15 protein-coding genes are annotated in these 12,861 nt (G+C 51.9%); 14 read left to right on the top strand and 1 reads right to left on the bottom strand.

From position 1 onward, the window contains the following. The first annotated feature begins 11 nt into the window (after positions 1-11). The 13 genes from msrP (at position 12) to CKO_RS19930 (ending at position 10,572) form a co-directional block, all read left to right on the top strand. Positions 12-1,013: a protein-methionine-sulfoxide reductase catalytic subunit MsrP gene (gene msrP, locus CKO_RS19870; RefSeq protein ID WP_024130995.1), complete on the top strand. Its 1,002-nt coding sequence runs from the start codon at positions 12-14 to the stop codon at positions 1,011-1,013. Beyond that, positions 1,014-1,634, top strand: a complete 621-nt coding sequence (msrQ, locus tag CKO_RS19875; RefSeq protein WP_012135388.1) for a protein-methionine-sulfoxide reductase heme-binding subunit MsrQ — start codon at positions 1,014-1,016, stop codon at positions 1,632-1,634. Positions 1,635-1,869: 235 nt separating this feature from the next. Then, positions 1,870-2,322, top strand: a complete 453-nt coding sequence (gene aroQ / locus CKO_RS19880; RefSeq protein WP_012135390.1) for a type II 3-dehydroquinate dehydratase — start codon at positions 1,870-1,872, stop codon at positions 2,320-2,322. Positions 2,323-2,344: 22 nt separating this feature from the next. Continuing rightward, positions 2,345-2,815 carry an acetyl-CoA carboxylase biotin carboxyl carrier protein gene (accB, locus tag CKO_RS19885; RefSeq protein ID WP_012135391.1) on the top strand — a complete coding sequence of 157 codons (471 nt, stop codon included), beginning with the start codon at positions 2,345-2,347 and terminating at the stop codon, positions 2,813-2,815. Positions 2,816-2,825: 10 nt separating this feature from the next. After that, positions 2,826-4,175, top strand: a complete 1,350-nt coding sequence (gene accC, locus CKO_RS19890; RefSeq protein ID WP_012135392.1) for an acetyl-CoA carboxylase biotin carboxylase subunit — start codon at positions 2,826-2,828, stop codon at positions 4,173-4,175. A gap of 106 nt (positions 4,176-4,281) precedes the next feature. Beyond that, positions 4,282-4,524 carry a YhdT family protein gene (locus CKO_RS19895; RefSeq protein WP_012135393.1) on the top strand — a complete coding sequence of 81 codons (243 nt, stop codon included), beginning with the start codon at positions 4,282-4,284 and terminating at the stop codon, positions 4,522-4,524. Further along, positions 4,514-5,965, top strand: coding sequence for a sodium/pantothenate symporter (panF, locus tag CKO_RS19900; RefSeq protein WP_024130996.1), 1,452 nt, complete (start codon positions 4,514-4,516; stop codon positions 5,963-5,965). Before CKO_RS19895 ends, panF begins: the two co-directional genes overlap by 11 nt. 11 nt (positions 5,966-5,976) lie before the next feature. Then, complete coding sequence (prmA, locus tag CKO_RS19905) at positions 5,977-6,858, top strand: 50S ribosomal protein L11 methyltransferase (protein WP_012135395.1); 882 nt, start codon at positions 5,977-5,979, stop codon at positions 6,856-6,858. 141 nt (positions 6,859-6,999) lie between these two features. Then, a complete protein-coding gene (locus tag CKO_RS19910) occupies positions 7,000-7,776 on the top strand; it encodes a carbonic anhydrase (protein ID WP_012135396.1) in 777 nt (258 codons plus the stop codon). Positions 7,777-8,068: 292 nt separating this feature from the next. After that, entirely contained in the window at positions 8,069-9,034 is a 966-nt protein-coding gene (gene dusB / locus CKO_RS19915) for a tRNA dihydrouridine synthase DusB (RefSeq protein WP_012135397.1), read from the top strand. Positions 9,035-9,057: 23 nt separating this feature from the next. After that, positions 9,058-9,354, top strand: coding sequence for a DNA-binding transcriptional regulator Fis (fis, locus tag CKO_RS19920; protein ID WP_000462905.1), 297 nt, complete (start codon positions 9,058-9,060; stop codon positions 9,352-9,354). Positions 9,355-9,440: 86 nt separating this feature from the next. Beyond that, a complete protein-coding gene (gene yhdJ / locus CKO_RS19925) occupies positions 9,441-10,325 on the top strand; it encodes an adenine-specific DNA-methyltransferase (protein WP_012135398.1) in 885 nt (294 codons plus the stop codon). 82 nt (positions 10,326-10,407) lie between these two features. Beyond that, complete coding sequence (locus tag CKO_RS19930; protein WP_047460895.1) at positions 10,408-10,572, top strand: DUF2556 family protein; 165 nt, start codon at positions 10,408-10,410, stop codon at positions 10,570-10,572. Between the two features lie 52 nt (positions 10,573-10,624). On the opposite strand, the gene envR is transcribed toward CKO_RS19930, so the two are convergent. Continuing rightward, positions 10,625-11,287: an acrEF/envCD operon transcriptional regulator gene (envR, locus tag CKO_RS19935; RefSeq protein WP_012135400.1), complete on the bottom strand. Its 663-nt coding sequence runs from the start codon at positions 11,285-11,287 to the stop codon at positions 10,625-10,627. A 406-nt stretch (positions 11,288-11,693) separates the two neighbouring features. On the opposite strand from envR, the gene CKO_RS19940 reads away from it, so the two are divergent. After that, on the top strand, positions 11,694-12,851 hold the full coding sequence (locus tag CKO_RS19940) for an efflux RND transporter periplasmic adaptor subunit (protein ID WP_012135401.1): 1,158 nt from the start codon (positions 11,694-11,696) through the stop codon (positions 12,849-12,851). The last annotated feature ends 10 nt before the right edge of the window (positions 12,852-12,861 follow it).

Raw genomic sequence — 12,861 nt, forward strand, 5'->3', positions numbered from 1 at the left:
CGGAGGATGCTATGAAAATGAAAAAACTGACGGAAGCCGACGTAACCGCGGAGTCCGTTTTTATGTTGCAGCGCCGCCAGGTACTGAAAGCTTTAGGTATCAGCGCGGCCGCCCTTTCTCTGCCCGCTACCGCCCAGGCCGACCTGCTGAGCTGGTTTAAAGGCAACGATCGTCCCCCTGCGCCTGCCGGTAAGCCGCTTGATTTCAGCAAACCCGCCGCCTGGCAAAACGACCTCCCGTTAACGCCGGAAAACAAAGTCACCGGCTATAATAATTTCTATGAATTCGGCCTCGATAAAGCAGACCCGGCCGCCAACGCGGGTAGCCTGAAAACCGATCCCTGGACGTTGAAAATTAGCGGCGAAGTGGCGAAACCCTTAACGCTCGATCACGATGCGCTCACGACGCGTTTCCCGCTGGAAGAGCGAATCTATCGTATGCGCTGCGTTGAGGCATGGTCGATGGTGGTTCCCTGGATTGGCTTCCCCTTACATAAACTGCTCGCACTGGTCGAACCCACCAGCAATGCCAACTATGTGGCGTTCGAAACGATCTACGCGCCCGATGATATGCCGGGACAAAAAGACCGCTTTATCGGCGGCGGGCTAAAATACCCTTACGTCGAAGGATTGCGTCTGGACGAGGCAATGCACCCGCTCACGCTGCTGACTGTCGGCGTCTATGGTAAAGCGCTGCCGCCGCAAAACGGCGCCCCCATCCGTCTGACGGTGCCGTGGAAATACGGGTTCAAGGGGATTAAGTCGATCGTCAGTATTAAACTGACCCGCGAACGCCCGCCGACCACCTGGAATCTGGCCGCGCCAAACGAATACGGATTTTACGCCAACGTGAATCCGCACGTTGATCATCCGCGCTGGTCACAGGCGACCGAGCGTTTTATTGGCGCAGGCGGCATTCTGGATGTACAAAGACAGCCGACGCTGCTGTTTAACGGCTATGCCAGTGAAGTGGCGTCTTTATATCGCGGTCTGGATCTGCGGGAGAATTTCTAAGTGCGTCTGACACAAAAACAGATCGTCTGGCTAAAAGTACTGCTGCATCTTGCCGGATTATTACCGTTTCTCTGGCTCGTCTGGGCGGTGAATCAGGGAGGGCTCAGCGCCGATCCGGTCAAAGATATTCAACACTTCACCGGTAGGACAGCGCTGAAATTCTTGCTCGCCACCTTGCTGGTTTCACCGCTGGCGCGCTACGCTAAACAGCCATTATTGATCCGCACCCGCCGCTTGTTAGGGTTATGGTGCTTCGCCTGGGCCACGCTGCATTTAACCAGCTATGCGCTACTTGAACTGGGCATAAATAATCTGGCGCTGCTGGGCCAGGAGTTAATCACTCGTCCTTATTTAACGTTGGGCATTATCAGTTGGTTCATTTTATTCGCCCTTACGTTGACCTCCACGCAGGCGGCGCAACGAAAACTGGGGAAACGCTGGCAACGTTTGCATAACTTCGTTTATCTTGTCGCGATTCTGGCTCCCATTCATTATCTGTGGTCGGTAAAAATTTTATCGCCGCAGCCAGTCATTTATGCCCTGCTGGCGCTGGTGCTTTTAGCCTGGCGCTACAAGACATTTCGCCAGTGGTGGCGGTCGTTTGCGGGCAAAATGCTGTAACGCCTCCGTTATGTGCGGTTTGTTGCAAAACCAGGACTCGCCTTGGGTCTTTGCGTGTTAGCAGTTGATAATCTTCCCTGATAAGACCAGTATTTAGCTGCCAAATGCTACGAAATCGTTATAATGTGCGACCTTGGTTTCCCGGACAGGGTTTTTAAGCCGCTGAAAGGGTGACAATCGCGCATCAAAGGTATATTTTGTTTTTTACCGGAGAATCGCAGGAGATAGCTGCACGATGGCCGACAAATTACACATTTTGCTTTTAAACGGTCCGAACCTTAATATGCTCGGCACCCGTGAACCTGATAAGTACGGCACCCTGACATTAACGGAAATTGTTAACCGTTTGAATGCAGAGGCCGACGCGCTGAATGTGACGCTGGATCATTTGCAGTCTAACGCGGAGTACGCACTCATCGACCGTATTCATCAGGCTAAAGACACTGTGGACTATATCCTGATTAATCCGGCCGCGTTTACGCACACCAGTGTTGCGATTCGCGATGCGCTGCTCGCGGTGAGCATCCCGTTTATCGAGATTCACCTGAGCAACGTACATGCGCGGGAACCGTTTCGCCAGCATTCGTATCTTTCCGATATTGCGGCTGGCGTCATTTGCGGATTCGGCGCTGACGGTTACTCATACGCTTTACAGACGGCGGTAAAACGCCTGTCACAATCACACTAAACAAAGAGTACGGAACCCACTCATGGATATTCGTAAGATTAAAAAACTGATCGAGCTGGTTGAAGAATCAGGCATCTCCGAACTGGAAATTTCTGAAGGCGAAGAGTCTGTGCGCATCAGCCGCACCGCGCCAAATGCAGGTTTTCCGGTGATGCAACAAGCTTATGCTGCGCCAATGCAGCAGCCAGCTCTGTCTAACGCTGTCGCTCCGGCGGCTGTTCCAGCAATGGAAGCGCCTGCTGCATCAGCGGAAATCAGTGGTCACATCGTACGTTCCCCAATGGTTGGTACTTTCTACCGCACCCCGAGCCCGGATGCGAAAGCATTCGTCGAAGTCGGTCAGAAAGTTAACGCGGGCGATACCCTGTGCATCGTTGAAGCCATGAAAATGATGAACCAGATCGAAGCCGATAAATCCGGCGTGGTGAAAGCAATTCTGGTCGAAAGTGGTCAGCCGGTAGAATTTGACGAGCCGCTGGTCGTCATCGAATAACGAGGCGAACATGCTGGATAAAATTGTCATCGCCAACCGTGGCGAGATTGCACTGCGTATTCTTCGTGCCTGTAAAGAACTGGGTATCAAGACCGTGGCTGTGCACTCAAGCGCGGATCGCGATTTAAAACACGTATTGCTGGCGGATGAGACGGTCTGTATTGGCCCGGCTCCGTCCGTAAAAAGCTATCTGAACATCCCGGCTATCATCAGCGCCGCTGAAATCACCGGCGCGGTGGCAATCCATCCGGGTTACGGCTTCTTGTCTGAGAACGCCAACTTCGCTGAGCAGGTTGAACGCTCCGGCTTTATCTTCATTGGCCCGAAGGCCGACACCATCCGCCTGATGGGCGATAAAGTGTCTGCAATCAGCGCAATGAAGCAGGCTGGCGTTCCATGCGTACCGGGTTCTGACGGCCCGTTGGGCGACGATATGGATAAAAACCGCGCCATTGCAAAACGCATCGGCTACCCGGTTATTATCAAAGCGTCCGGCGGCGGCGGCGGTCGCGGCATGCGCGTTGTGCGCGGCGATGCCGAACTGGCGCAATCCATTTCCATGACCAAAGCGGAAGCGAAAGCAGCCTTCAGCAATGACATGGTGTACATGGAAAAATACCTGGAAAACCCACGCCACATCGAAATTCAGGTGTTGGCTGACGGTCAGGGTAACGCTATCTATCTGGCAGAACGTGACTGCTCCATGCAGCGTCGTCACCAGAAAGTGGTCGAAGAAGCGCCAGCGCCGGGCATTACCCCGGAACTGCGTCGTTACATCGGCGAGCGCTGCTCCAAAGCGTGTGTCGATATCGGCTATCGCGGAGCAGGTACGTTTGAGTTCCTGTTCGAAAACGGCGAGTTCTATTTCATCGAAATGAACACCCGTATTCAGGTAGAACACCCGGTTACTGAAATGATCACCGGCGTTGACCTGATCAAAGAACAGCTGCGTATCGCTGCGGGCCAGCCGCTGTCCATCAAGCAGGAAGAAGTTGTGGTGAAAGGCCATGCGGTAGAATGCCGTATCAACGCCGAAGACCCGAACACCTTCCTGCCAAGCCCGGGTAAAATCACGCGTTTCCACGCGCCGGGCGGCTTTGGCGTACGCTGGGAGTCCCATATCTACGCGGGTTACACCGTACCGCCGTACTATGACTCCATGATCGGCAAGCTGATCTGCTACGGTGAAAACCGTGACGTGGCGATTGCCCGTATGAAAAACGCATTGCAGGAACTGATCATTGATGGCATCAAAACCAACATTGACCTGCAAACCCGCATCATGAACGACGAGCACTTCCAGCACGGTGGCACCAACATCCACTATCTGGAGAAGAAACTCGGTCTTCAGGAAAAATAAGCGTGCGTTAATTGAAAAAGGCCGGTTTTCCGGCCTTTTGTTTTTTTCCCTCCGGTACATCCCATAAGGTACAATCCCCGCTTTCTTCATCCACAAGGGACAAAAAATGGACACGCGTTTTGTTCAGGCCAACAAAGAGGCGCGTTGGGCGCTGTGGCTGACCCTTCTGTATCTGGCTGCGTGGTTGGTGACTGCTTACTTACCAGGCGCGGCACCCGGCATAACGGGCCTTCCGCACTGGTTTGAAATGGCCTGCCTGCTGACGCCGCTTGTTTTCATTTTACTGTGCTGGGCTATGGTGAAATTTATCTATCGCGACATTCCTCTGGAGGACGATGATGCAGCCTGAAGTCATTCTGCCGCTTATCGCCTATCTGCTGGTGGTGTTTGGTCTGTCGGTCTATGCCATGCGAAAAAGGACGACGGGCACCTTCCTGAATGAGTATTTCCTCGGTAGCCGTTCGATGGGCGGAATTGTATTGGCGATGACGCTGACCGCCACCTACATCAGCGCCAGCTCATTTATCGGCGGCCCGGGCGCGGCCTATAAATACGGCCTGGGCTGGGTATTGCTGGCGATGATCCAGTTACCCGCCGTCTGGCTCTCGCTGGGTATTCTGGGTAAGAAATTCGCTATCCTGGCACGGCGCTACAACGCCGTCACCCTTAACGATATGCTGTTTGCCCGCTATCAAAGCCGTCTGCTGGTCTGGCTGGCAAGCCTCAGCCTGCTGGTGGCTTTCGTCGGGGCGATGACCGTACAGTTTATTGGCGGCGCGCGTCTGCTTGAGACCGCAGCGGGCATCCCCTACGAAACAGGGCTGTTAATCTTTGGCGTCAGCATCGCGTTGTATACCGCATTTGGCGGTTTTCGCGCCAGCGTGCTCAACGATACGATGCAGGGCATGGTCATGCTGATTGGCACCATCGTCCTGTTGGTCGGCGTGGTTCATGCGGCAGGCGGCCTCGGACACGCGGTCGAAACCCTGCAAACGATCGACCCGAAACTGGTGACGCCGCAGGGCGCGGATGACATTCTGTCACCGACCTTTATGACCTCATTCTGGGTGCTGGTGTGCTTTGGCGTGATCGGCCTGCCGCATACTGCCGTGCGTTGCATCTCCTATAAAGACAGTAAAGCGGTGCATCGCGGCATTATCATCGGCACGATTGTGGTGGCGATCCTGATGTTCGGTATGCACCTGGCGGGCGCGCTGGGGCGGGCGGTGATCCCTGACCTGACCGTACCGGATCTGGTCATTCCAACGCTGATGGTTAAGGTTCTGCCGCCGATTGCCGCCGGCATCTTTCTCGCCGCGCCGATGGCGGCCATTATGTCGACAATCAATGCCCAGTTGCTGCAAAGTTCCGCTACGATCATTAAAGATCTCTATCTGAATATTCGCCCGGAGCAAATGCATAACGAAACTCGCCTGAAGCGGATGTCAGCCATCATCACGCTGCTGTTAGGCGCGTTGCTGCTGCTCGCGGCCTGGAAACCGCCGGAAATGATTATCTGGCTTAACCTGCTGGCTTTCGGCGGCCTGGAAGCGGTGTTCTTATGGCCGCTGGTGCTGGGCCTGTACTGGGAGCGTGCAAACGCGACAGGCGCGCTAAGCGCCATGATCATTGGCGGCGTGTTGTATGCCGTGCTCGCCACCTTTAACGTTCAGTACCTGGGCTTTCACCCCATCGTGCCCTCGCTACTGCTCAGTTTATTGGCTTTTCTGGCCGGAAACCGTTTTGGTTCATCTGCCCAGCAAGCCACCTTATTGACTACTGATAAATAAAGAGTTTTGCCATGCCGTGGATCCAACTGAAACTGAATACGACCGGTACGAACGCCGAAGAACTTAGCGATGCGCTGGTGGAAACCGGCGCGGTCTCTGTGACCTTCCAGGACACGCACGACACGCCGGTATTTGAACCGTTGCCAGGTGAAACGCGTCTGTGGGGCGATACCGACGTTATCGGCCTGTTCGATGCCGAAACCGACATGAAAGAGGTGGTGGCAATCCTTGAGCATCATCCGCTGCTGGGCGCGGGTTTCGCGCATAAGATTGAGCAACTGGAAGATAAAGACTGGGAACGCGAATGGATGGACAACTTTCACCCGATGCGCTTTGGCGAGCGTCTGTGGATTTGCCCGAGCTGGCGCGATGTACCGGATGAGAACGCCGTCAACGTCATGCTGGACCCGGGTCTGGCCTTCGGTACCGGCACGCATCCCACCACGTCCCTCTGCCTGCAATGGCTCGACGGGCTTGATCTGAACGGTAAGACGGTGATCGACTTTGGCTGCGGTTCCGGCATCCTGGCGATTGCCGCATTAAAACTGGGCGCTGCGAAAGCTATCGGGATCGATATCGATCCGCAGGCGATCCAGGCCAGCCGTGATAACGCAGAGCGCAACGGCGTATCTGAGCGTCTGGAGCTCTATCTCCCCAAAGACCAGCCAGAAGCCATGAAAGCCGATGTGGTGGTCGCTAACATCCTGGCTGGCCCATTACGTGAACTGGCCCCGTTAATCAGCGTACTGCCCGTTGAGAGCGGTTTACTGGGGCTTTCCGGCATCCTGGCCAGCCAGGCGGAAAGCGTATGCGAAGCCTATACCGAACTCTTTACGCTCGACCCGGTGGTAGAGAAAGAAGAGTGGTGCCGCATTACCGGTCGTAAAAAATAATCAGTCCTTTCCGGCGTGGTCATCTGGCCACGCCTTTTTCACACGATTCGCTTTCCTCTCCTGCTCGTCATCGATACAATATTCTTTATAATTGATTGATTTACATAATGTTATGTTGTTTTCAATTCATCGGGTAAATGCATGAAGTTAATTTCTTTGACCACTGCCTTTCTGGCAATCTGTATGATGCCCGTTTCCGTTTCGGCAACTGACTGGAGCTATGAAGGCGACACCTCTCCCGCGCACTGGGGTGAAATCAATAAAGCATACAAACTGTGCCAGACCGGGATGAGCCAGTCCCCTGTTGATATTCTCACCACGAATGAAATCCAGCTCCCGCCGCTTAACGTACAGTACATCGATCGCGCCGACATGCTCCTGAACGTTAACCACACTCTTCAGGTAACAATGAACCCCTATTCTTCTGCTTCCGCTCAGATTGACGATCAGCCTTATGCTTTAGCAGAATTTCATTTTCATGCCCCAAGTGAAAATACCATCAATGGTAAACACTATGCGATGGAGCTGCACCTGACGCACAAAAACCAGGAAGGTGAGATTGCCGTCGTTGCCGTCATGTTTGATATCGGTGAGCCAAATGAGGCAATTGAACGTTTATGGCAATCCATCCCGGCAACCCCGGGCGACAGCATACCGCTGCTTTCCCCCGTCGATATCAATTTGCTGTTGCCGGAAGACAGAACCTACTGGCGCTTTAGCGGCTCATTAACGACGCCTCCCTGTAGCGAAGGCGTAACCTGGATTGTCCTGAAACAGCCTATGACGCTTTCTGCCGGTCAACTGGAAAAATTTCGCCATACAATACACCCTGCCAACAATCGCCCTGTCCAGCCTTTGAATGGCCGCGTCATTAACGAATGGTCGATACCGACGCTTCGCGATCCTGTCCTGAAATGAGGCGGCGATCACACTATGAAACGATAATCTGCTGGTTAAATCAGCAGATTATGTTGTCCAGCCGTCAGCCATAGAAGAAAAAATGAGAAGTTACGCAAAATTGTAAGCGTATAAAAATTCGGCCTCATTTTATAACGCAATGATTTATAAAGTTAATTAATTCTCATCGTTCATCTTAACTGCGATTCTTTGATCCACCTCAGAGGATTGGTCAAAGTTTGGCCTTTCATCTCGTGCAAAAAATGCGTAATATACGCCGCCTTGCAGTCACAGTATGGTCATTTCTTAACTCATGCGCATCGGACAATACCAGCTTAGAAATCGCCTGATCGCAGCGCCCATGGCTGGCATTACTGACAGACCTTTTCGGACGCTGTGCTATGAGATGGGAGCAGGATTGACGGTATCCGAGATGATGTCTTCTAACCCGCAGGTTTGGGAAAGCGACAAATCTCGTTTACGGATGGTGCACGTTGATGAGCCAGGCGTTCGCACGGTGCAAATCGCCGGTAGCGACCCTGTTGAGATGGCCGATGCCGCACGTATTAACGTGGAAAGCGGCGCCCAGATTATTGATATCAATATGGGGTGTCCGGCTAAAAAAGTGAATCGCAAGCTCGCAGGTTCAGCCCTCTTGCAGTACCCGGATTTAGTGAAGTCGATACTAACCGAGGTCGTGAGTGCAGTGGACGTTCCTGTCACCCTGAAGATTCGCACCGGCTGGGCCCCGGAACACCGTAACTGCGTAGAGATTGCCCAACTGGCTGAAGACTGTGGCATTCAGGCTCTGACCATTCATGGACGCACCCGCGCCTGTTTGTTCAATGGAGATGCTGAATACGACAGTATTCGGGCAGTTAAGCAGAAAGTTTCCATTCCGATTATCGCGAATGGCGACATTACTGACCCGCATAAAGCCAGAGCTGTGCTCAACTATACGGGGGCGGATGCCCTGATGATAGGCCGCGCAGCTCAGGGAAGACCCTGGATCTTTCGGGAAATCCAGCATTATCTGGACACTGGGGAGTTGCTACCCCCCCTGCCTTTGGCAGAGGTTAAGCGCTTGCTTTGCGCGCATGTTCGGGAACTGCATGACTTTTATGGCCAGGCAAAAGGGTACCGAATTGCACGTAAACACGTCTCCTGGTATCTCCAGGAGCACGCTCCAAATGACCAGTTTCGGCGCACATTCAACGCCATTGAGGATGCCAGCGAACAGCTGGAGGCGTTGAAGGCATACTTCGAAAATTTTGCGTAATGAAATAAAGAGCTGACAGAACTATGTTCGAACAACGCGTAAATTCTGACGTACTGACCGTTTCTACCGTTAACTCTCAGGATCAGGTGACTCAAAAGCCCCTGCGTGACTCGGTTAAACAGGCACTGAAGAACTATTTTGCTCAACTGAACGGTCAGGATGTTAATGACCTCTATGAGCTGGTACTGGCTGAAGTAGAACAGCCCCTGTTGGACATGGTGATGCAATACACCCGTGGTAACCAGACCCGTGCTGCCCTGATGATGGGCATCAACCGTGGTACGCTGCGTAAAAAATTGAAAAAATACGGCATGAACTAATTTCGATTAGCTAATTGCTTGTTTAAAAAGGCGCTACTCGGCATGGGGAAGCGCCTTTTTTATTCGCGTCAGACAGGAGTTTGTTCATGAATGTCGGATTTGAGCCGCAATATTTTGGCGATGAATCGAAGAAGATCATTCACGGTGATGCGCTTTCAGAATTGAAAAAACTGCCCCCGGAAAGTGCCGATTTAATTTTTGCCGACCCGCCCTACAACATCGGAAAAAATTTTGATGGTCTGGTGGAGTCCTGGGACGAAGAGACCTTTTTGGCCTGGCTGTTTGAATGCATTGATGAGTGCCATCGGGTGCTGAAAAAACACGGCACGATGTACATCATGAACAGCACGGAGAACATGCCCTATCTCGACCTCAAATGCAGGAAACTGTTCGATATCAAAAGCCGCATCATATGGTCGTACGACAGCTCAGGCGTGCAGGCCAAAAAGTATTTTGGCTCAATGTATGAACCCATCCTGATGATGGTAAAAGATGCGAAGAACTATACGTTTAATCGTGATGACATCCTGGTTGAAACCAAAACCGGCGCAAAAAGAGCGTTGATCGATTACCGCAAAAATCCGCCCCAGCCCTACAACACGCAAAAAGTCCCCGGAAACGTCTGGGATTTTCCCCGCGTCCGCTACTTAATGGATGAGTATGAGAACCATCCCACGCAAAAACCCAGAGCGCTGTTGAGCCGGATCATCCTGGCCTCCTCAAACCCGGGCGACACGGTGTTAGATCCCTTCGCCGGAAGCTTCACAACAGGCGCCGTAGCCGTGGAAACCGGGCGAAAATTTGTCGGCATCGAAATCAACGATGAATACGTAAAAATGGGCATCAGAAGGCTGAACGTCACCTCTCACTATGCGGAAAACGAACTGGCAAAGGTGAAAAAGCGCAAGACAACAAACCTGTCCAAAAAGAGCCGAATGACCGAAATGACGGATGCGTCTCAGGTGAAGTAAAAGCATTGTAAGTCTGCTTTTCTGCCACGTTGTTTCGTGTATATTCCTTGCACGCTTGGGCATGAATACACAGGATTTGGCAATGATTCGTAAGTATTGGTGGCTGGTTGTTTTCGCAGTCTCCGTTTTCCTTTTTGACGCATTACTCATGCAGTGGATCGAACTGATGACAACGGAATATGATAAATGCCGCAACATGAATTCGGTTAACCCGCTCAAACTCGTCAACTGCGCCGACCTTGAGTAGTACGCCAGCCAGTTCTATGCAAATTATGCCGACGCACAGTTGGGGATAACCGTTACGCTTCCCCGACCGGGTTGTTATTCTGCGTTAATACCATCACATTGCCATTCGGAACTAACATTTTTAATACGTTATCCACTAATTGCGGCGCCTGCTTATAGAGATCATAACTGGAAGGATTCATTAACCAGTTCTTTACGATCCCGCTAAAACTGCCATGAAGCACAATTAAATTGACCTCGACATCAAGACCGGTCGCAATCAGTCCTTTATTCATACATTGCTGTAATGCTTCACGCATTATCTGATAACTGAAGCCTATTTTTTCCCGAATATCCTGCTCTGATATCATATCATTATGAAATTCACATTTATGATATAAAATCTGCATTAATGCCTGTTGTCGGGGCACCTCAGCAATATATTGCAAAGCGGCAATCAGTTTTTCACGCAAATTCTGTAGCGGATTATCGCCCCCACACGTTGTTAACCTGTCCTGAATGAGATCGCGTAGCGGCGGTTGCTGACCCCATACCTCATTAAACAACTGCGTCTTGTTCTCAAAATGCCAATAGATAGCGCCCCGCGTAACATTCGCGGCGTCTGCAATGTCGTTTAGCGTGGTGCTGCCGACCCCGTGCAAGGCGAACTGTACGATCGCTGTTTCAATCAAGTGTTGTCGGGTTCTGAGGGCATCCGCTTTTGTTTTCCTGGCCATAATGAAGTGTGTCTGAAACCGAAGGATGACAGTAAATACTGTTCAGGGATAACGCGCAAATGTATCACTTCATTTTTATTTAAACGAGATCCCTCGTGTATTATTACGCACAATACATCCAAATAAATAATAAATACAAATGAATCAAATAAAACTATTCACCAAAAGAATGTATATTTCTATTTGTGTTAATGAAAGACAGGGTTTTACTTTTCCACCGCATTATGAAACGACAGGATATTAATCTTTTTTTGCTTTTACGTGCCGTGCATGACGACCGGAAATAAGTATTGCTTACATCACGAGCTGATAATTTGTAGGATAGCCAACTGCTATTTTATTTGTGCGCGTTAACGCCTTACCGTTATCCGGTAAATAACGAGCTTCGGTTTTCTAAGGAACAGTAATGACGAAACATGCCAGGTTTGCACTCCTGCCCTCATTCATCATAATCTCCGCTGCGTTACTCGCCGGTTGTAACGATCAGGGAGATACGCAAGCTCACCCTGCTGAGCCGCAAGTCACCGTCCACGTAGTCGAATCTGCCCCCTTAGCGGTGACGACCGAACTACCGGGGCGCACGACGCCATTTCGTATTGCGGAAGTCCGGCCTCAGGTCAGCGGCATTGTACTGAAAAGGAATTTCACCGAAGGTAGCGATATCGAAGCAGGCCAGTCGCTTTATCAGATTGACCCGGCGACTTATCAGGCTGATTACGACAGCGCCAAAGGCGAGCTGGCAAAAAGCGAAGCTGCCGCCGCCATTGCACACTTAACGGTTAAACGCTACGTTCCGCTGGTTGGCACAAAATACATTAGCCAACAAGAGTACGACCAGGCCATCGCCGATGCTCGTCAGGCCGATGCCGCCGTTATCGCCGCAAAAGCCGCAGTAGAAAGCGCGCGCATCAACCTTGCCTACACCAAAGTGACTTCGCCGATCAGCGGCCGCATTGGTAAATCCAGTGTCACCGAAGGCGCGCTGGTGACCAATGGTCAGGCAACCGAACTGGCGACCGTGCAACAGCTTGATCCTATTTACGTTGATGTGACGCAGTCCAGCAGCGATTTTATGCGTCTCAGGCAGTCCGTCGAGCAGGGTAGCCTGCACAAAGACAACACCCGCAGCAACGTCGAGTTGGTAATGGAAAATGGTCAGGCGTACCCGCTGAAAGGCACGCTGCAATTTTCCGACGTTACGGTAGATGAAAGTACCGGTTCTATCACCCTTCGGGCTGTTTTCCCCAATCCTCAGCACACCCTGCTTCCCGGTATGTTTGTCCGCGCGCGAATTGATGAAGGCATTCAGCCCAATGCCATTCTCGTTCCACAGCAGGGCGTAACGCGTACGCCGCGTGGCGATGCGATAGTGATGCTCGTCAATGATAAAGATCAGGTTGAAGCGCGCGACGTTATCGCTACTCAGGCGATCGGCGATAAATGGTTAATCAGCAAAGGGTTGCAACCGGGCGACAAAGTTATCGTCAGCGGCTTGCAGAAAGCCCGCCCGGGCGAACAGGTTAAAGCCACCACCGATGCCCCTGCGGCGAATGCAGCGCAATAAGGTAACCGGA

The sequence above is a fragment of the Citrobacter koseri ATCC BAA-895 genome (genome assembly GCF_000018045.1).
Lineage (GTDB): Bacteria > Pseudomonadota > Gammaproteobacteria > Enterobacterales > Enterobacteriaceae > Citrobacter_B > Citrobacter_B koseri.

Bases quoted from the DNA above. Each gene is read 5' to 3' on its own strand.
- msrP (WP_024130995.1), top strand. From the start codon at position 12: ATGAAAATGAAAAAACTGACGGAAGCCGACGTAACCGCGGAGTCCGTT.
- aroQ (WP_012135390.1), top strand. From the start codon at position 1,870: ATGGCCGACAAATTACACATTTTGCTTTTAAACGGTCCGAACCTTAAT.
- accB (WP_012135391.1), top strand. From the start codon at position 2,345: ATGGATATTCGTAAGATTAAAAAACTGATCGAGCTGGTTGAAGAATCA.
- accC (WP_012135392.1), top strand. From the start codon at position 2,826: ATGCTGGATAAAATTGTCATCGCCAACCGTGGCGAGATTGCACTGCGT.
- CKO_RS19895 (WP_012135393.1), top strand. From the start codon at position 4,282: ATGGACACGCGTTTTGTTCAGGCCAACAAAGAGGCGCGTTGGGCGCTG.
- panF (WP_024130996.1), top strand. From the start codon at position 4,514: ATGCAGCCTGAAGTCATTCTGCCGCTTATCGCCTATCTGCTGGTGGTG.
- prmA (WP_012135395.1), top strand. From the start codon at position 5,977: ATGCCGTGGATCCAACTGAAACTGAATACGACCGGTACGAACGCCGAA.
- CKO_RS19910 (WP_012135396.1), top strand. From the start codon at position 7,000: ATGAAGTTAATTTCTTTGACCACTGCCTTTCTGGCAATCTGTATGATG.
- dusB (WP_012135397.1), top strand. From the start codon at position 8,069: ATGCGCATCGGACAATACCAGCTTAGAAATCGCCTGATCGCAGCGCCC.
- fis (WP_000462905.1), top strand. From the start codon at position 9,058: ATGTTCGAACAACGCGTAAATTCTGACGTACTGACCGTTTCTACCGTT.
- yhdJ (WP_012135398.1), top strand. From the start codon at position 9,441: ATGAATGTCGGATTTGAGCCGCAATATTTTGGCGATGAATCGAAGAAG.
- CKO_RS19930 (WP_047460895.1), top strand. From the start codon at position 10,408: ATGATTCGTAAGTATTGGTGGCTGGTTGTTTTCGCAGTCTCCGTTTTC.
- envR (WP_012135400.1), bottom strand. From the start codon at position 11,287: ATGGCCAGGAAAACAAAAGCGGATGCCCTCAGAACCCGACAACACTTG.
- CKO_RS19940 (WP_012135401.1), top strand. From the start codon at position 11,694: ATGACGAAACATGCCAGGTTTGCACTCCTGCCCTCATTCATCATAATC.